This is a genomic window from Acidocella aromatica, assembly GCF_014201825.1.
GTDB lineage: Bacteria > Pseudomonadota > Alphaproteobacteria > Acetobacterales > Acetobacteraceae > Acidocella > Acidocella aromatica.
Genome location: NZ_JACHFJ010000001.1, coordinates 295896 through 314501, shown reverse-complemented (window position 1 = coordinate 314501; position 18606 = coordinate 295896). Strand labels below are relative to the sequence as shown.

The window sequence follows — 18606 nt, the reverse complement described above, 5'->3', positions numbered from 1 at the left end:
GCAAAGCCCCGATGAACCAGTCACTCACCTCCTTCGCGTATCTCGTCGCGGCGGTCCTGTTCATCCTGGCGCTGCGCGGCCTCTCGCACCCCACCACCGCGCGCCAGGGCAACCGCTTTGGCATTATCGGCATGGTCATCGCCATTGGCGCTACCTATCTGCATGGCGGCATGACCATCGGCTGGGCGCTCGTCATCGTGCTTGGCATCGCCATTGGCGGCTCCATCGGCCTCGTCGTGGCGCAGAAGATCAAGATGACCGCGCTGCCGCAGCTCGTCGCGGCCTTCCACTCGCTGGTCGGTCTGGCCGCCGTGTTCGTCGCCGCCTCGGCGCTGAACGCGCCGCAGAGCTTCGGCATCGGCACGCCGCACCACATCCATGTGGAAAGCCTGATCGAGATGTCGCTCGGCCTCGCCATCGGCGCCATCACCTTCACCGGCTCGCTCATCGCCTTCGCCAAGCTGCAGGCGCTGCTCAAGGGCACCCCGGTCACCTTCAACGGCCAGCATCAGCTGAACGCGGCCATCGGCGTGCTCATCGTGGTGCTAATCATTGCCTTCGTGGCCTCCGGCGGCAGCTTCCTGCTGTTCTCGGCGATCGCGGCGCTGGCTTTGGCGCTGGGCGTGCTGCTCATCATCCCCATCGGTGGCGCGGACATGCCGGTCGTGGTCTCGATGCTCAACTCCTATTCCGGTTGGGCGGCGTCGGGCATCGGTTTCACCATCGGCAACCTCGCGCTTATCGTCACCGGCGCGCTGGTCGGTTCTTCGGGTGCCATTCTGTCCTACATCATGTGTAAGGGCATGAACCGCTCGATCATCAACGTCATCGCCGGTGGTTTCGGTAACTCGGGCGATGCCGGTCCGGCTGGTGTGAGCACCGAGGGCAAGGCGGTGAAGATTGGCTCCGCCGACGACGCGGCCTTCATCATGAAGAACGCCTCCAAGGTCATCGTGGTGCCGGGTTACGGCATGGCCGTGGCCCAGGCTCAGCACGCGCTGCGCGAGATGGGAGACATTCTGAAGGCGGACGGCGTGGAAGTGAAATATGCCATCCACCCGGTGGCGGGCCGTATGCCTGGGCATATGAACGTGCTGCTGGCCGAAGCCTCCGTGCCGTACGATGAAGTGTTCGAGCTGGAGCAGATCAACAACGAGTTCGCCACGGCGGACGTGGTGTACGTGATCGGCGCCAACGACGTGACCAACCCGGCCGCCAAGACCAATCCGGCCAGCCCGATCTTCGGCATGCCGATCCTGGAAGTGGACAAGGCCAAGACCGTGCTGTTCGTAAAGCGCTCGATGGCCTCCGGCTACGCGGGCGTGGAGAACGAGCTGTTCTTCCGCGACAACACCATGATGCTGTTCGGCGACGCCAAGAAGATGACGGAAGAAATCGTCATGGCGCTGGGCCACTGATACGGAAAAGGCCGGGGCAAAACCCCGGCCTTTTTAATTTTAAAGGTTCTTTGGGTGCAGCCTTTTTTACGGCTTTTTCAGCGTCAGGATCGACCACGCGCCATCGACGAGCCGGTGTTCCAGCACCAGCCCGGCACGGCGGTGGGCCGAGAGCACCCAGTTCGCCTGGGTGTTCAGCAGCCCGGCGAGAATGGCACGTCCCCCCGGGGCCAGATGCGCCGCTAGCTGATGCGCCATGGCGCAAAGCGGCCGGGCCAGGATGTTGGCGAACACCAGATCATAAGGCCCCTGGCGGGTGATCAGCTTGTCCATCCAGCCATCGGCGCGGATGGCATGCACCAGCCCCGCCACGCCGTTCAGCTTGGCGTTGGCATTGGCCACGCGGGCGGCGCGGAAATCGATGTCCGAGGCCAGCACACGCTGCCCCATCAGCTTCGCCGCCGCGATGGCCAGAATGCCCGATCCGGTGCCCAGATCCAGGATGTGTTGCGGGTGGTGGAATTTAGCCAGCCGCTCCAGCGAGACGAGGCAGCCGCGGGTGGAGTTGTGCTCGCCAGTGCCAAAGGCGAGCCCGGCATCGAGGGTGAGGGTGATGCGCCCCGGGAGCGGCGGGTCCGAAATATGCGTGCCGCGCACCACGAAGCGCTCACCGATGAGCTGCTCGGGAAAGGCCATCTGCGTGCGGGCGAGCCAGCCCGCCACCGGCACCAGGGCGCGGCTCACCTCTGGTTCCAGCCCGGAGACGATGCGCGCGATCAGCAGCGCGGATGCCAGCTCGTCCTCATATTCGCCGCGCTCCTTCACGCCCTGGATGTCCCATTCGTCCACGTCTTCATCGTGGTAGAAGGACACGGCGCGGCAGACGCTGGAGAGCGCCGCCTCGAAGGTTTCCAATGCGTCCGCGGGCACGCGGATGGTGATGCAGTCGAGCAGTTCAGGTGTCATGTCGTTCCACGAAGCGGTCCAGCACGCGCTTCTCTCCAGAGGTCTCGAAATCAATATCCAGCCGGTCATCCTCCACCGCGATCACCCGGCCATAGCCGAATTTCTGGTGGAAGACGCGCGCGCCCAGGGGGATCTTGCTGGCTCGCGCGGGGCGCTTGGCCAGCACGGGAAAGCCCGCCGACATATGCGGCTGGCGGTAAGGTTGCGTCTGCGCCGAGCCGGAATGGCGAAGCATGTTCTCGGGCAGCTCGTCGAGGAAGCGGCTGGGGATGGCGTCCTGCCAGCCAGCATAGCTCTTGCGCCGGGCGGCGTGGCTGATGATGGCGCGGTGCTTGGCGCGGGTGATGCCCACATAAGCGAGCCGGCGCTCCTCTTCGAGGCTCTTATTGCCGCCTTCATCCAGCGCGCGCTGGTTGGGGAACAGCCCTTCCTCCCAGCCAGGGAGGAATACCGTGTCGAACTCCAGCCCCTTGGCGCCGTGCAGCGTCATCATTGAGAGCTTGTCGTCTCCGGCCTGATCCTCGTTTTCCGTCACCAGCGAGACGTGCTCGAGGAATTGCGGCAGGGTCTCGAAATCCGCGAGCGCGCGCACGAGTTCCTTCAGGTTCTCAAGCCGTCCCGGCGCTTCGGGGGATTTGTCGGCCTTCCACATGGCGAGATAGCCCGATTCGTCGAGCAGCGTCTCCAGCGCCACCACCGGGCCGCGCAGGGCCAGCTCCTCGCGCCAGCGCGCGAAGCTCTCTAGCAGTCCGCGCAGAGTCTCGCGCAGTTTGCCCTTGAACCCGCCTTCGGCCACCAGCTTCTGCGTGGCGGCGTAGAGCGGGATGTTCATCGCCCGCGCGGCCTCGTGGACGGTGCGCATCGCGCCCTCGCCAACGCCGCGCTTGGGCAGGTTGACGATGCGCTCGAAGGCGAGATCGTAGGCGGGCAAAGCGAGCAGGCGCAGATACGCCAGCGCGTCGCGGATTTCCTGCCGCTCGTAGAAGCGCAATCCGCCGACGATGCGATAGGGGATGCCCAGCACCATCAGCCGTTCTTCGAAGGCGCGGGTCTGGAACCCGGCGCGCACCAGAATCGCCACTTCCGATAGCTTGTGCTTGGCGCGCCAGAGCGACTCGGCGCGCGAGGCGATCATGCGGGCCTCTTCCTCCGAGTCCCACACAGCGACCACTTCCACAGGCTCGCCATCGGCATCAACCCGGCCGGGATGGAGCGTCTTGCCCAACCGGCCCTCGTTATGGGCGATGAGGTGCGAGGCGGCGGCCAGAATCGGCGCGGTGGAACGGTAATTCGCCTCCAACCGGATGACTTTCGCGCCGGGGAAATCGCGTTCGAATTTCAGGATGTTCTCGATCTCGGCGCCGCGCCAGGAATAGATGCTTTGGTCGTCATCGCCCACGCAGCAGATATTCTTGTGCCCTTGGGCCAGCAGCCGCAGCCAGTAATACTGCACCAAATTGGTGTCCTGGTATTCGTCCACCAAGATGTAGCGGAACATGCGCTGATAGGTGCTTAATACCTCGGCATCGGTTTTGAGCAGGTTCACCATGAGCAGCAGCAGATCGCCGAAATCCACGGCGTTGAGCGATTTCAGCCGGTCCTGATACGCCTTGTACAAGGCCTCGGCCTTGCCGTTGGCGAAGTCACTCGACTCGTTCGCGGGGATCTGGCCGGGCAGGTAACCCTTGTCTTTCCAACGTTGAATTTGCGTCATCAACGCGTTGGCGGGCCAGCGCTTGGTGTCGATATGCGCGGCTTCCATAATCTGCTTGAGCAGGCGGAACTGGTCGTCGGTGTCCAGGATGGAGAAATCGGAGGTCAGCCCCACGCGCTCGGCGAAGCGGCGCAGCATGCGTGCGCACAAAGCGTGGAAGGTGCCGAGCCACAGGCCCTCCACCGGCTGGCCGAGCAGGCGGTGCAGACGCTCGCGCATCTCCCGCGCCGCCTTGTTGGTGAAGGTGACGGTTAGAATCTGGTTGGGGAAGGCCCGTTTGGTCAGCAGCAGATGCGCGAAGCGGGTGGTAAGTACGCGAGTCTTGCCCGTACCGGCGCCGGCCAGCACCAGCACCGGCCCCTCGGTGGTTTCCACGGCATCGCGCTGGGCCGGGTTCAGCCCGGCGAGATAATCGCTCATGCGGCTTTGGGCTGCGGCTTCACGCCCAGGATACGGGCGATGGCGTAGGTCAGGTCCGGCCGGTTGAGGGTGTAGAAATGGAATTCGTCGATGCCGTTGGCTTGGAGCAGGCGCACCTGCTCGGCCGCCACCGCCGCCGAGACCATGCGCCGCGTTTCCACGTCGTCATCCAGCCCCTCGAACATCCCGGCCATCCATTTGGGCACCGAGGTGCCGCAGGCGGCGCAGAATTTCTCAGCCTGGGTGAAGTTGGTGACCGGCATGATCCCCGGCACGATCGGCGCCTTGATGCCAGCGGCCAAAGCGCGGTCGAGGAAGCGCAGGAAGATGGCGTTGTCGAAGAAAACCTGGCTGATGGCGCGGGTGGCCCCGGCATCGAGCTTGCGCTTGAGGTTGTCTAGGTCAGCTTCGGGGCTCGCCGCCTGCGGGTGGGTCTCCGGGTAGGCGGCGACGGTGATCTCGAAATCCGCGACTTTCTTCAGCCCGGTTACCAGATCGGCCGCGAAGGCGTAGCCGCCCGGATGCGGCACGTAGTTCTCGCCATTTGGTGCATCGCCGCGCAGGGCCACGATATGCCGCACCCCAGCCTCCCAGTAGCGCCGGGCGACGTCATCTACAGCCTCACGCGTGGCCCCCACACAGGTGAGATGCGCCGCCGGGGTCAGGTCGGTCTCCTGCACGATGCGCAACACGGTGGCGTGGGTGCGCTCCTGCGTGCTGCCGCCCGCGCCGTAGGTCACGGAGACGAAATTCGGGCGCAGCGTGGCCAGACGCTCGATACAGGTCCAGAGCTGCGCTTCCAGCGCCGGGGTTTTCGGCGGGAAGAACTCGAAGGAGATGGCGGGCGGGGCCAAGCCCTCGCGCGTGGGCAGCGGGGCGATGCGCGTGCCCGAGGCCCAGCGTTCCAGCGTATCGGGGGTAGGGGAGTGGGTCATTTGCTCTATATATAGCTCTATCGGGCCCGTGTCGTGGCAGCACCGCCACATTTACGCAAGGTCTAACGCGCATGCGGGGGCGGAGGTAGCGCCACGGTTGAAGCCGGGGTAATGAACATCACATGATATTTGGCCGCGCCGTTCACTGGGCGCGCCGCGAAGGAGGCTATAAGGTGCGGGTGAATCACGTGAAGGGCTTTAAACGCCGCGTTGGGCAGGTTCTGGGGCTGGGGGCGTCGCTGCTGGCGATCGGCCTGTCCGGCTGCGCCACCCCGCCGCCGAAATCGGACACCGCCGATTATCAGGCTTACCAGCAGCTCAACGATCCGCTGGAGCCTACCAACCGGACCTTCTTCAAGGTCAACAATACGCTAGACAAATACGCCATGAAGCCGGTGGCCAAGGGGTATGTGGCCATCACCACCCAGCCCATCCGCACCCATGTTGGATACTTTACAGACAACATCAACGAGCCCGCGCGTACGGTGAACTTCATGCTCTCCGGCCTGCCCACGGATGCCGGCACTTCGCTGATGCGCTTCCTCATCAACTCCACCATCGGCATTGGCGGCATTTTCGACCCCGCCAGCGCGCTGGGCTACAAGGAGACGGACACCGATTTCGGCCTGACGCTCGCCGTGTGGGGGTTCTCCTCCGGCCCGTATCTGTACTTGCCGGTGTTTGGCCCGTCCGGCCTGCGTGATTTCTGGCAGATCCCCGTGCAGTTCTTCGCCACCCCGATGGAACTGGCGCCCGCGAACACCGCGCTTAACGATTTCGGCTATGCCGAGGGTGGGTTGCACCTGATCAACACCCGAGCCCAGTATCTGGACACCATCGACCAGATCAACGCCACGGCGCTGGACCCCTATGCCACATTCCGGAGCCTTTATCGCCAATCTCGTGACTCACAATTGCAGTTAATTCGGCAGAACGACCTGCAGGGGGCCAATGGCGCACCCGGCACGCCGTACTACGCGCATTAACGCTCAATTAAGGACACGAGGACAGACATGCATTTCCGCCGCTTTATCCTGGGTGCCGCCATGGCCGCGCCGATTCTGGGCGTGATGGCGGGTATCTCCCCGGCCCGCGCCATTACCGCCTCTGATGCTCAGAGCTTCATCAACCAATCCGGCCAGCAGCTTGTGGCCATCGTCAACGGCAATGGCTCGGCGGCCGACAAGGCCGCGCAGCTGCGTACTCTGGTCAACCAGATCGTGGCCGTGAACCAAGTGGGGGATTACGTGCTGGGGCGCTACATCAACATTGCCACCCCGGCGCAGCACGACAAATTCCAGCAGCTCTTCCACCAGCTGCTCTCGTACAACATCACCTACCAGATCAAGGCGTATCAGGGCATCAGCTTCACCGTGAACGGCGCCAAGCCGCAGGGGAATGGCATGCTGGTGGACACAACCATCAACACCCCCGGCAAGGCCCCGGCGGATGTGGCCTGGCAGGTGGATGAGATCGGCGGCAAGCCGCAAATCACCGACGTGATCGTGGCCGGGACCTCGATGTGCATCACCACGCGCAACGACTACGCCTCCGTCATCACCGATAATGGCGGCAATGTCTCGGCCCTGCTGAACGCGATGCAGAACCAGATCGAGAAGGCCACAGAGGCCCAGCAGTAGTTTCTGCCACTGGGCGGCGGATTTTTTAGCTGGATTTGATCCAGTTCAATGACCGCCGTTAAGTCTTCAGCAACATGGCTGCGCCGTGGCGGGCAGTTCTGCCTCCGGCGTGGCTTTGTTGCATGAGGGCATGATGACATTCGCGCGCGAACCTCGGCTAATCCCCGTCAAAATCAAGCAATTACGCCCGACGCAGCTAACCATCGGCCTGCGCGAGGTGGCGCAGAAGCGTAAGGAATGGCGCACCCGCGCGGCGGAGCAAAAGGCGGAATATCTGGGGCAGCATCTTATCCCGGTGGTGCTGGGGCCCGGGGGCAAATCTTATATCATAGACCATCATCATCTCGCCCGCGCATTGCTCGAGGAAGGGGTGGAGGATGTGGCGACGACGGTGGTCGCCGATCTTTCGGCACTGGAGCCTGAGGCCTTCTGGGTCTATCTCGACAATCGCGCTTGGATGCATCTCTACGACGCCAAGGGCGAGCGGCGCGCCCCCAAGCACTTGCCCAAGCATGTGGGCGAGATGGAGGATGATCCGTATCGCAGCCTAGCCGGGGCGCTGCGCCGGGCCGGGGGCTACGCCAAGGATACCACGCCTTACAGCGAGTTCCTCTGGGCTGATTACCTGCGCCGGTGCATCAAGCCGTCATTGCTGGAGGATAACCCGGACAAGGCGTTGCAGCACGCCCTGAGTCTCGCCAAGGAGCAGGAGGCTGGGTATCTGCCCGGCTGGTGTGGCCCTGTCCTTAAGGATTAGTCCCGGCGGCCGCGCCTGAGCCATCGCCCGGCGCCTGGGCCGGCGGCGGGCTGGTCAGCAGGCTCCAGTCCAGCGGCGGCATCTCGCCCAGTTTCGTCCCATTCGCCATGATGCCGCTGCTGCCATAGGTGGCGTGGATGGTCAGCTCCTGCCCGCCAGTGGCGCTGGCGGAGATATAGGGTGCGAGCTGCGCCTCGATCTGGTTGATGCTGTCCTGTGCCTGCGGATAGGAGGCGGTGATCGCGGCGGTCAGGGCGTCCAGGTGGTCGGCGGTGACGTCCACCGTGCCGTTGGGTTGGACATTGGTGTCGAACTTCACAGTGCCGGCGGCGCTCAGCGTGGTCGGCCCCGCCACGAGGTTCAAGCTGCCCGTGCCGTTGCCGCCCTGGTTGGCCCAGCCATGCAGCGCGTTAACCAGAACTCTTGTCCGCTCCGGCCCTTGCGGCGTGGCCTGGAGCTGCTGCGAGAGGGCTGGCCAATCCAGAGGGCCGGAGAGCGCCAAATTTATGCCCAGATGCGCCACCTGCCCCTTGAACGGCACGCGCAGCAGCTGGGTGAGCCAGCCAGGCAGGGAGATGCCTTGGAAATCCTCGGTCAGCGTGAGGCCGGTCTGGGCCGGGCTGGCCGAGGGAAGCACTGCCTGGTGAGTGCGGATGCTGTCGATATGCAGCACCTGCAGGCTGCCGCTGGAGGCCAGTACGTTGACGCCGGTGATTGTCGTGTCCACGCCGCTGACGGCGAAGACGTGCGGGTTGAACAGCGCCGCCGGGCTCAGCTTCGCCGTCGCGTCGAAGCTGGTGAAGGTCACGGCGCCTTCGCCCTGAGGCACATGGCCGGTGATTTTGTCCGGTACGTCGATATGCAGCACCAGCGGGTTGAGCAGGTCGATCCGCAGCGTGACATAGGCGACATTCAGCGCCAGCGGGCCGGGGATCTGGCTGCCGGGCAGGGGCACGGTCAGGTTCGGGTTGGCGATGGTGGCCTTGGCGGAGAAGGGGAAGCCGCCGCCCGAGATGCGGTCATAGCTCAGGCTGGAGGAGCCGTCCGCGGGCGTCATCTCGGCGGCATAAGCCTTCAGCACGGCTTGCAGCCGCGTCTGCGCGTACCACCACAACCCGGCCCAAACCACGGCCAGCGCCACCACGATACCGGCCAGCAGCTTGAAAATACCCCGCATGAGATGACCCGCTCCGTTCCTAGTCTATGTGATCTTCATGCCCCACCCTTGACCTGCGGCCAAGTGTTGGCGCTTTTGCACCGGCATGAAGATTTTTCACGACTGGCGCGGCCTGCCCCCCGAGGCTCGCGGCGCCACCATCGCGCTGGGGAATTTCGACGGTGTGCATCTGGGCCACGCGGCGGTGCTGCGCGCCGCCCACGCCGCCCGGCCGGACGCGCCGCGCGCCGTGCTCACCTTCGAGCCGCATCCGCGTGAATTCTTCCGCCCGCAGGACCCGCCGTTCCGCCTAACCCTCTCCACCGAGCGCGCGGCGGCGCTGGCGGGGCTCGGCGTGCAATATCTGTACGAACTGCCCTTCGATGCCGCTTTTGCACACCTCTCGGCCGAGGAGTTCGTGGGGGAGGTTCTGCACCAGGGCTTGGGGGCCGTACATCTTGTCTGCGGCGCGGATTTCGCTTTCGGCCACCGGCGGGGCGGCGATGTCGCTTTCCTCGCGGCCCGCGCCGAGGCGCTGGGCATGGGGCTGACCATCGTGCCGCCGGTGACGGATCAGGAAGGGCCGATTTCCTCATCGCGCATCCGCCGCCTGATCCAGGACGGTTATCCGGAGCGCGCCGCGGCGCTGCTCGGGCGCCCGCCATCCATCCGTGGTGAGGTGATGCATGGCGACAAGCGCGGCCGCACTATCGGCTTCCCCACCGCCAATATCCCCCTCGGGCGGCATCTGGAGCCGCAGCGCGGGGTGTATGCCGTCACTGCCCGCATTGATGACGCGGTGGTGAAGGGTGTCGCCAATATCGGCCAGCGCCCTACCGTGGGCGGCACCGAATCCCGGCTGGAGGCGCATTTCTTCGATTTCTCCGGCGATCTGTATGGCCGGGAGATCACCATCTATCTGCACCATTTCCTCCGCGAGGAGCAGAAATTTCCCAGCTTCGAGGCGCTGAAGGCGCAGATCGAGGCCGACGCCACCCAGGCTCGTCGCATGCTTGACAGCGACGAAAATCAAGAGAAACCCCAGAGCCCATGACTGACAGCACCCCAGATTACAAAGCCACAGTATTCCTGCCGCGCACCGAGTTCCCCATGCGCGGCGAACTGCCCAAGCGCGAGCCGGAGATGCTTAAGCGCTGGGAAGAGATGGGGCTGTGGCAAAAGCTCCGCGCGGCGGGCAAGGGGCGGCCGAAATTTGTGCTGCATGACGGCCCGCCCTACGCCAACGGCAATCTGCATATCGGCCACGCGCTGAACAAGATTCATAAGGATGTCATCAACCGCGCCCAGCAGATGGCGGGCAAGGATGCCGATTACATCCCTGGTTGGGATTGCCACGGCCTGCCCATCGAGTGGAAGGTCGAGGAAAAATACCGGGCCAAGAAGCTGGATAAGGACCAAGTGCCGGTTCTGGAATTCCGCAAGGAATGCCGCGAATACGCGCAGCACTGGCTGGACGTGCAGTCCGCCGAGTTCCAGCGCCTCGGCGTGGCCGGGGATTGGGCCAACCGATACGCCACTATGGATTTCGCCTCCGAGGCGCTGATCGCGGGTGAGATCGGCCGGTTCCTGCTCAACGGCGCGCTCTATCGCGGCCTGCGCCCGGTGATGTGGAGCCCGGTGGAAAAGACCGCGCTCGCCGAAGCCGAGGTCGAGTATTACGACAAGAAGGACACCGCGATTTACGTGCGGTTCCGGATCTTCCTTTACTTTGGATCTAACAGCTCCTCTGAACCCGATCTGCTTGGTGCATCTTTGGTTATCTGGACCACGACACCATGGACCATCCCTGGTAACCGTGCTCTCGCAGTAAACCCTACCCTTGAGTATGTTTTGGTCCAGGTAACAGCGGTTAAGGACGGCTCCTTGGCGCGTGTTGGCGAGCGACTTGTGGTCGCGCGTGAGCTGCTGGTCCAATTTACAAACACCGTTGGCATAGAAAGCTGCATAGAGCTCAAGTCCTATAAGGGCTCAGAGCTTGGCGGACGGGACTCAAACGTAATTTGTAGGCACCCCCTCTACAGTCCTGAGGACAAGCTATACACTGATAATTCTCCGGTCTTGTTAGGTGACTTTGTGACCGCCGATGCCGGTACCGGCATTGTGCACATGGCCCCCGGCCATGGTGAGGACGATTTTGCTCTCTGCAAGGCGCATGGCATCGTGGTGCCGGATACGGTGGATGCGGACGGCACCTATTACGCCAGCGTGCCGCTTTTCGCTGGTCTGCATGTTTATAAAGCCGCCGATCCTGTCTGCGAGAAACTGAAGGAAGCGGGCGCGCTGCTGCATCGTAACGAGTTCCTGCACTCTTATCCGCATAGCTGGCGCTCCAAGGCGCCGCTGATCTACCGTGCCACCGCGCAGTGGTTCATCCGCATGGACGGTAAGGACGAGATCCGCAACAAGGCGCTTGCCGCCATCGACAATACGAAATTTGTGCCAGAGATCGGGCGCAACCGCATCCGCTCGATGGTGGAATCCCGCCCCGATTGGTGCATCTCGCGCCAGCGTGCCTGGGGCGTGCCGATTGCGATTTTTGTTGATAAGACCACGCACGAACCGCTGCGCGACGCGGCGGTGATGCAGCGCGTGGTGGACATCTTCACCAAAGAGGGCGCCGATGCGTGGTACGCCCGTCCGGCTTCCGACTTCCTAGGCCCCGACCGCAACCCCGATAACTACGAGCAGATTTTCGACGTGGTGGATGTGTGGTTCGAGTCCGGTTCGACCCATGCTTTTGTGCTGGAAGCGCGTGGCATTCCCACCCCTGCCGATATCTATCTCGAAGGCTCCGACCAGCATCGCGGCTGGTTCCAGGCCTCGCTGCTGGAATCCGTCGGCACGCGCGGCGTCGCGCCGTTCAAGACCATCGTAACGGACGGCTTCGTGCTCGACGAGCAGGGCCGCAAGATGTCCAAATCGCTCGGCAACGTCACCGCCCCGCAGGAGGTGAACGACAAATACGGCGCGGACATTCTGCGCCTGTGGGTGATGAACTCCGACACATCGGAAGATTTGCGCATCGGTCCCGAAATCCTCAAGCAGCAGGCCGAGCTTTACCGCCGCCTGCGCAACACGCTGCGCTGGGTGCTGGGCTCGCTGGATGGCTTCACCGAGGCCGAGCGCGTGCCCGAGGCGAGCTTCCCGGCGCTGGAGCGCTTCATGCTGCACCGGCTATGGGAGTTGAACGGCAAGATTGAAGCGGCGGTGCGGGGGCATGACTGGACCGGCGTGTACCCGGCCATCCATCATTTCTGCGCCACCGATCTTTCGGCCTTCTACTTCGATATCCGCAAGGACAGCCTGTATTGCGACGCGCCCGCCGCCGAAAAGCGCCGCGCCTGCCGCAGCTTCCTCGACATCCTGCACCGCTGCCTGGCTACCTGGCTGGCTCCGGCGCTGCCTTTCACCGCTGAGGAAGCCTGGGTCACCCGCTTCGGTGCGGAGACTTCCGTGCATCTGGAGCTGTTCCCCGAAGTTCCGGCTGCGTGGCGCGACGATGCGCTGGCGGAGATCTTCGGCAAGATCCGCGAGCATCGCGGCAATGTCACTGGCGCCATCGAGGAGATGCGCCGCGACAAGGCCATCGGCTCCTCGCTCCAGGCCGAGGCAGTGCTCTCCGCCGAGGCCCGCGCCGTGCTGGATGACGCGGCACTCTGGGCGGATATCTGCATCACCTCGGCGGTGAGTTTCGGCGAGAACGACACGGCTATCGCCGCGCAGGGCCAGAAATGCGAGCGCTGCTGGAAAGTACTGCCCGAGGTGGGGAGCATTGCCAAACACCCCACGCTCTGCCGCCGCTGCTGCGACGCGGTGGACGCCGCCTGATGCGCCGTCTGGCCGGGTTCCTTGTCGCAGCCCTGGTTCTGGGGGTGGACCAGTGGAGCAAATATCTCGTCCTCAACCCGCTGGGGCTGCAGGACGGGCATCTGCTCACCGTGGCGCCGTTCCTCAACCTCGTGCTGGTGTGGAATCACGGCATCACCTTCGGGCTGTTCGCCGGGGCGGGGGCTAAAATCCTGCTGGCCCTCATCGCCAGTGTCGTAGTGCTGGCGCTGTTCACCTGGATGTGGCGCACGCAGAAATGGGTGGTCACCCTCGCGGTGGGGGCCATCGCGGGCGGGGCCATCGGCAATGTCATCGACCGTTTGCGCTTCGGCGCGGTGGTGGATTTCCTCCAGGCGCATCTGGGCGGGTTGTACTACCCCTGGGTGTTCAATGTCGGGGATTCCGCAATTGTCTGCGGTGTTGTCGCGCTGATGCTGGAAAATCTGTTACAAAAGCCCCCCGTTGCGGCTAACCCGGGGGAAGGTTAGGAAGACGCCATGAAATCTGTTCTCGCCCGCCCCGTTGCCGCTGCCGCCACCATCGCCCTTGCCCTGGCGCTCGCCGGGTGCACGGAGGGTACCCGCAAGACCCTGGGCCTCACCAATACGCCGCCGGACGCCTTCCAGGTCGGCACCGAGGCCCCACTCTCCTTGCCGCCTGAACTCGGCCAGCTGCAGCAGCCCAATCCCGGCGAGCCGCGCCCGCAGCAGGTGGACGCCGCACAAGAAGGCGCGAATATTGTCTCGCCGCAGAACGCTATCACCGCGCCACCGAGCAACACCACGCCGGGTGAGCAGGCTTTGCTGGAGCAGGCTGGTCCCGCGCCGCAGGGCGATATCCGCGCCCAGGTGAACCAGAACGCGATGATCGCCAGCAAGCCGCAGGGCTTTGTCTCCGGCCTGATGGGATCCGGCCCGGCGCCGCAGCCCACGGTGAACGCCCCGGCAGAGCAGAAGCGCCTGCAGGAGAATCAGGCGCTCGGCCAGCCGGTGACCACCGGCGCCACGCCGCAGAACAGCAACCAGTCGCAGGGGGTTTTCCAGCGCCTGTTCGGCTGGTTCTGAACGGCGTAGGACGGGAGGGGCGGTGATGAAGCGTTTGCTGCCGCTGCTGGCCGTGTTCGCGCCGGCTCCCGCCTTTGCTCATGCCTTCCTCAAGAGTGCTGAGCCCAGCGTCGGCGCCGTAGTCGCCACCCCGCCCGCGCAGCTTCTGCTCACCTATACCGAGGGGCTGGAAGTGCCTTTCTGCACCGTGACGGTGGCCGGGCCGGACGGTGCGCAGGTGCAAACCGCCAAGCCCCAACCCGTGCCTGGGCATGAGAACGAGCTGGCCGTGCCCATGCACATCACCGCGCCGGGCAAATATGTCGTGACGTGGCATGCCCTCTCGCAGGACACGCACAAGACCCAGGGCAGCTTCAGCTTCACCGTCTCCCCTTAATGGACAGTCCCGCTTGGCTGGTGCTGCGCGGGTTGTGCCGGGGGCTGCATCTGGCTGGGTGTTTTTCCGTGTCCGGCACCATGGTCCTGGCCGCCACGCTGCTGCGCGGGGCGCGGGTGCCGGGGCTTAAACTTCTGGCCTGGGGCGGCTTCGCCCTGGCGCTTGGAGCGGGAGCGGGATGGTTTCTGCTGCAAACAGCGTATTTCGCCGCGGCCCAGGGCTGGGCTGATATCATCACCGCCAGTCCGATCGTGGCGCAGGATACGCGCTTCGGCGCGCTGCTGCTGGGGCGTGTGGCCGTGCTGCTGCTGGCCATGCTGCTGTTCCAAGCAGGTTGGACGCGCCCTGCCGCCCTGCTGGGGTTGGGCGGCGTGTTGGCCCAGGCTTGGCTGGGGCATGGCGGAGCCATGAACGGGCCGGAGGGTAATGTGCTGCTGGCCAGCGCCGTGCTACATCTGGCCGGGGCAGCGTTGTGGCTGGGTACGTTGCCGGCGCTGTTGCTGGCGCTACGGCATTTGCCGGGGGATGAAGCCGCGCGCCTGGCGAGGCGCTTCTCGCCGTTGGGCATGGCCTGCGTGGCCGTGCTGTTGAGCGCGGCGGTGGTGCAGTTCGTACTGCTGATCGGCGGGGTGGGGGCGCTGTTTTCCTCGGCCTATGGTGCCTTGGTCAGCGCGAAGCTCCTGGCGCTGGCGGTGCTCATTGGCCTAGCCGCGCGCAACAAGTTTCGTCTCACCCCAAGCCTGCCGGGCAGCCGCGCCGCCTTATGTCGCACCGTGGCGCTGGAAATCGGTCTTGGTTTTGCCGTTCTGCTCGCCGCCGGGGTGCTATTGCAACTGGAGCCCCCCGCCATGGCTGGCATGGCGGGGATGTAAGGTCTTAGGCGGGAACGATCTCGTCCGCCCAGAGGTCCTGCGGGGGCTGGCGTGGAGTGATCAACACCGCCTTGCCGCCATCGACCAGCACCGAAGCAGCGCGCGGGCGGGCGTTATAGGCGCTGCTCATCACCGCGCCGTAGGCTCCAGTATCCAGCAGCGCTACGCGGGTGCCGGGGGGCAGGTCGGGCAAGGCGCGGTCCTGGGCGAAGCAATCTGCGCTTTCGCAGATCGGGCCGACGACATCGGCTTGCGTCTGCGCGGTGTGGAACAAAGCCGGGTCCACGGGCAGGATGCCGTGCCATGCCTCGTAGAGCGCCGGGCGCATCAGCTCGTTCATCGCGGCGTCCAGCACCACGAAGCGCTTCTGCGTGCGCTTCTGCAAAATCACCGAGGCCAGCAGCAGGCCAGCCGGCCCCACCAGATACCGCCCCGGCTCCACCATCAGCCGCACGCCGAGATCACCCACCGTGCGGCGGATCGTGGCGGCGAAGGCGGCGAGATTCATGCCCGGTTCGTCATGGTAGCCAATGCCGATGCCGCCGCCGAGGTCCAGCACCTCGACGCTCAACCTCTGGTCGCGCAGGGCACGCACCATGTCGGCGGCCTTGGCGTAGGCCTTGGCGTAGGGCTCGGTGGAGAGGATCTGGCTGCCGATATGCAGCGCCAGACCCAGCGCCCTGATCCCCGGCAGGCTGGCGGCGTGGGCGTAAAGGGCGGGGATATCCGCCGCCGCGATGCCGAATTTGTTCTCGGCGAGGCCGGTGGTGATCTTGGCGTGGGTGCCGGCATCCACATCCGGGTTCATGCGCAGCACCACCGGGGCGGTCACGCCCAGCCGCGTGGCGATGCCGGAGAGCATCTCCAGCTCCTCGGCGCTTTCCACGTTGATCTGCCCGATGCCCTGGCCCAGTGCGGTCTCCAGCTCCTCCGCCGATTTGCCGACGCCGGAATACACGATATCCGCCGCCGCCACGCCAGCCTGGCGGGCGCGCAGGAACTCGCCGATGCTGACCACATCCGCCCCCGCGCCAAGGCGCTGGAACTGGCTGAGGATGGCCAGATGGTCGTTGGCCTTAACCGCGTAATGGATATGCACGGGCAGGTTCTCGCCCGCGAAGGCCGCCTTGAGTGCCGCGAAACGCGCGCGGATGCTGCCCGCGCCATACACCCATACGGGCGTGCCGAACTGGTCCGCGATCGCGTTCAGGGGCACGGATTCGAAGCTCAGGCCTTCGCGCACGTTCATCGAGAAAGCCGGGCGGGCGGCGAGCAATGCCGCCAGATCCGGCTCCGCGCCGGTATAAACATCAGCCATGGGTCGTTACTTTATTCAGACGGGTAGGGGTGGGGGTAGACGATATCCTGCGCCGGGCCGGGCGGCACGGGCGCGCCGCGCCGGCCGCAGCCCGCCAGCGCCAGCAGGCAGAGCAAGGCCAGCAGCGGCTTCATTTGAGTTTCTCCAGCCACAGGGCAGCGGCCTTGGCCACGTTCTGCGGCGCGGTGCCGCCGAAGCTGGTGCGCGAGGCGACCGAGGCCTGAACCGTCAGCACGTCGAAAATCTCCTGCGTGATGCGCGGCTCCACGGATTGCATTTCGGCCAGGGACAGCTCGGAGATATCCACCCCGCGCTCCTCGGCGATACGCACGATGCGGCCCGTGACATGATGCGCGTCGCGGAAGGGCATCTTCAGCACCCGCACCAGCCAGTCGGCGAGGTCCGTGGCGGTGGAGAAGCCGCTGCCCGCCAGGGCCGCCATGCGGGCGGTGTCGGCGGTGAGGTCGCGCACCATGCCCGCCGTGGCGGCGAGGCTGAGGGTGATGGCGTCCACGGCGTCGAACACCGGCTCCTTGTCCTCCTGCATGTCCTTGGCATAGGCCATGGGCAGGCCCTTCATCACGGTGAGCAGGCCGAGCAGATGGCCGAAGATGCGCCCGGTCTTGGCCTTGGTCAGCTCGGCGGCGTCCGGGTTGCGCTTCTGCGGCATGATCGAGGAGCCGGTGGTGAAGGCGTCGGAGAGCGAGATCAGCCGGTAGGGCGAGGAGCACCAGATGATGATCTCCTCGGCGAAGCGGGAGAGATGCATCGCCATGATCGACAGCGCCGAGAGGAATTCCAGCGCAAAATCGCGGTCGGAGACCGAATCGAGCGAGTTGGCGGTCGGGCGGTCGAAGCCGAGCGCCGTGGCGGTGGCGAAGCGGTCGATGGGGAAGGACGTGCCGGCCAGGGCGGCGGCGCCCAGAGGGCATTCGTTGAGGCGCTTGCGGGCGTCTTCCAGGCGGCCGGAATCGCGGCCCAGCATCTCCACATAGGCCAGCAGATGATGCCCGAAGGTGACCGGCTGCGCCGTTTGCAGATGGGTGAAGCCCGGCATCACCGTGGCGGCATGCTCGGCGGCGCGCTCGGCCAAAGCGAGCATCAGATCCTTCACCTGGGCCAGGATGCCGTCGATGGCCTCGCGCACATAGAGCTTGAAGTCGGTCGCCACTTGGTCGTTGCGGCTGCGGGCGGTGTGCAGGCGGCGTGCGGCCTCGCCGATGCGCTCGGTCAGGCGGACCTCGATATTGGTGTGGATGTCCTCCAGCGCGTCCGAGAAGCCGAAGCGGCCATCCTCGATGTCGTCGGCGATATCCTCCAGTCCGCGCTTGATGGCGGCCTGATCCTCGGGAGTGATGATGCCCTGCTTGGCCAGCATCGCGGCATGCGCCTGGCTGCCGGCAATGTCCTGCGCCCAGAGCTTGCGGTCGAAGCCGATCGAGACATTAATGGCCTGCATCACCGCATCGGGGCCGGCGCCGAACCGTCCGCCCCATTGCAGCTGGCCTTTTACCGGAGAATTGTTCTTGTCCGTCACGTCCAAGCGCCCTTTGCTATCCAGGCGATCCATCATCGCCGCCGCCCCTGGATTAGCCATTGCCGCCGCCTGGGGCAATCGCGCCGTGGCGCAGAGCAGCGAAGATGCTCTGCCGGATGCCGCCTTGGCCTGGACGCAGCTTACCCCTTCCGCCGCGCCGCCGCTGGTGTTCAGCACCGACAAGGGGCGCAGGCTGACACTGGCGGATTACAAGGGCCATGTGCTGGTGGTGAATATCTGGGCCACATGGTGTGGCCCCTGCGGCGAGGAACTGCCGAGCCTCGCCGCCCTGGCCGAGCGCATCAAGCCCTTTGGCGGGTTGGTGCTGCCGATTGCCATCGACGTTGACGGCGCGGCGGCGGTGAAGCCGTTTTTCGCTAGCCGCAAGATCCACGACCTGCCCGTGCTGCTGGACCCGGATGGCCATAGCCTGGACGTGCTGGATACGGATGGCGTGCCGGTGACGATCGTGCTGGACGCCGAAGGGCGGTTGGTGGCGCGGCTGGATGGCGCGGCCGATTGGAACACCCAAATGGTGTTCGAGTTTCTGGGCGGGCTGGCAAAGCCGCAAAAGGAGAAGCCGGCCGCGGTGCCGCTGTGAACAA

General features: G+C 65.0%; 18 protein-coding genes. 11 read left to right on the top strand and 7 right to left on the bottom strand.

Annotation, left to right across the window (positions count from 1 at the left end; genetic code table 11):
- The first annotated feature begins 11 nt into the window (after nt 1-11).
- A complete protein-coding gene (locus tag HNP71_RS01600) occupies nt 12-1418 on the top strand; it encodes an NAD(P)(+) transhydrogenase (Re/Si-specific) subunit beta (protein ID WP_183265085.1) in 1407 nt (468 codons plus the stop codon).
- Between the two features lie 66 nt (nt 1419-1484).
- Here HNP71_RS01600 and HNP71_RS01595 read toward each other — a convergent pair whose 3' ends face one another.
- Genes HNP71_RS01595 through metF form a run of 3 tightly spaced genes read right to left on the bottom strand, consistent with a single transcriptional unit; the run spans nt 1485 to nt 5432 of the window.
- Nucleotides 1485-2363: a 50S ribosomal protein L11 methyltransferase gene (locus HNP71_RS01595; RefSeq protein WP_183265084.1), complete on the bottom strand. Its 879-nt coding sequence runs from the start codon at nt 2361-2363 to the stop codon at nt 1485-1487.
- The gene (locus HNP71_RS01590; protein ID WP_183265083.1) at nt 2353-4497 is read right to left on the bottom strand and encodes an ATP-dependent helicase; all 2145 of its coding nucleotides are present in this window, start codon (nt 4495-4497) and stop codon (nt 2353-2355) included. Before HNP71_RS01590 ends, HNP71_RS01595 begins: the two co-directional genes overlap by 11 nt.
- Nucleotides 4494-5432, bottom strand: coding sequence for a methylenetetrahydrofolate reductase [NAD(P)H] (gene metF, locus HNP71_RS01585; protein WP_183265082.1), 939 nt, complete (start codon nt 5430-5432; stop codon nt 4494-4496). The genes HNP71_RS01590 and metF overlap by 4 nt, the downstream gene beginning before the upstream one ends.
- Nucleotides 5433-5554: 122 nt before the next feature.
- On the opposite strand from metF, the gene HNP71_RS01580 reads away from it, so the two are divergent.
- The 3 genes from HNP71_RS01580 (at nt 5555) to HNP71_RS01570 (ending at nt 7829) form a co-directional block, all read left to right on the top strand.
- Entirely contained in the window at nt 5555-6418 is an 864-nt protein-coding gene (locus tag HNP71_RS01580) for an MlaA family lipoprotein (RefSeq protein ID WP_183265081.1), read from the top strand.
- Between the two features lie 27 nt (nt 6419-6445).
- Nucleotides 6446-7072, top strand: coding sequence for an MlaC/ttg2D family ABC transporter substrate-binding protein (locus HNP71_RS01575; RefSeq protein WP_183265080.1), 627 nt, complete (start codon nt 6446-6448; stop codon nt 7070-7072).
- Between the two features lie 85 nt (nt 7073-7157).
- Nucleotides 7158-7829, top strand: a complete 672-nt coding sequence (locus tag HNP71_RS01570) for a ParB-like protein (protein WP_221246564.1) — start codon at nt 7158-7160, stop codon at nt 7827-7829.
- On the opposite strand, the gene HNP71_RS01565 is transcribed toward HNP71_RS01570, so the two are convergent.
- Nucleotides 7819-9006 (bottom strand): DUF2125 domain-containing protein, encoded by a 1188-nt coding sequence (locus tag HNP71_RS01565; RefSeq protein ID WP_183265079.1) that lies wholly within the window; start codon nt 9004-9006, stop codon nt 7819-7821. The two genes, HNP71_RS01570 and HNP71_RS01565, sit on opposite strands and share 11 nt — an antisense overlap.
- A gap of 85 nt (nt 9007-9091) precedes the next feature.
- Here HNP71_RS01565 and HNP71_RS01560 point away from each other — a divergent pair, with 85 nt between their 5' ends.
- From HNP71_RS01560 to HNP71_RS01535, 6 genes are read left to right on the top strand one after another with little or no spacing between them, the layout of a single operon-like run.
- Nucleotides 9092-10039, top strand: coding sequence for a bifunctional riboflavin kinase/FAD synthetase (locus HNP71_RS01560; protein ID WP_183265078.1), 948 nt, complete (start codon nt 9092-9094; stop codon nt 10037-10039).
- On the top strand, nt 10036-12834 hold the full coding sequence (gene ileS / locus HNP71_RS01555; RefSeq protein ID WP_183265077.1) for an isoleucine--tRNA ligase: 2799 nt from the start codon (nt 10036-10038) through the stop codon (nt 12832-12834). Before HNP71_RS01560 ends, ileS begins: the two co-directional genes overlap by 4 nt.
- Complete coding sequence (gene lspA / locus HNP71_RS01550; RefSeq protein WP_183265076.1) at nt 12834-13322, top strand: signal peptidase II; 489 nt, start codon at nt 12834-12836, stop codon at nt 13320-13322. Before ileS ends, lspA begins: the two co-directional genes overlap by 1 nt.
- Nucleotides 13323-13331: 9 nt before the next feature.
- The gene (locus HNP71_RS01545; protein WP_183265075.1) at nt 13332-13898 is read left to right on the top strand and encodes a DUF3035 domain-containing protein; all 567 of its coding nucleotides are present in this window, start codon (nt 13332-13334) and stop codon (nt 13896-13898) included.
- A gap of 25 nt (nt 13899-13923) precedes the next feature.
- Nucleotides 13924-14274, top strand: a complete 351-nt coding sequence (locus HNP71_RS01540) for a copper resistance CopC family protein (RefSeq protein WP_183265074.1) — start codon at nt 13924-13926, stop codon at nt 14272-14274.
- A complete protein-coding gene (locus tag HNP71_RS01535) occupies nt 14274-15146 on the top strand; it encodes a copper resistance D family protein (RefSeq protein WP_183265073.1) in 873 nt (290 codons plus the stop codon). The genes HNP71_RS01540 and HNP71_RS01535 overlap by 1 nt, the downstream gene beginning before the upstream one ends.
- A 4-nt stretch (nt 15147-15150) precedes the next feature.
- Here the strand turns inward: HNP71_RS01535 and lysA are convergent, their stop codons facing one another.
- From lysA to argH, 3 genes are read right to left on the bottom strand one after another with little or no spacing between them, the layout of a single operon-like run.
- The gene (gene lysA, locus HNP71_RS01530; protein WP_183265072.1) at nt 15151-16464 is read right to left on the bottom strand and encodes a diaminopimelate decarboxylase; all 1314 of its coding nucleotides are present in this window, start codon (nt 16462-16464) and stop codon (nt 15151-15153) included.
- Nucleotides 16465-16475: 11 nt separating this feature from the next.
- Complete coding sequence (locus HNP71_RS14050; protein ID WP_221246563.1) at nt 16476-16598, bottom strand: lipoprotein; 123 nt, start codon at nt 16596-16598, stop codon at nt 16476-16478.
- Entirely contained in the window at nt 16595-18001 is a 1407-nt protein-coding gene (argH, locus tag HNP71_RS01525; protein ID WP_343062172.1) for an argininosuccinate lyase, read from the bottom strand. The genes HNP71_RS14050 and argH overlap by 4 nt, the downstream gene beginning before the upstream one ends.
- Between argH and HNP71_RS01520 the strand changes: the two genes are divergently transcribed.
- Entirely contained in the window at nt 17991-18602 is a 612-nt protein-coding gene (locus HNP71_RS01520; RefSeq protein ID WP_246344012.1) for a TlpA family protein disulfide reductase, read from the top strand. The two genes, argH and HNP71_RS01520, sit on opposite strands and share 11 nt — an antisense overlap.
- Nucleotides 18603-18606: the final 4 nt, after the last annotated feature.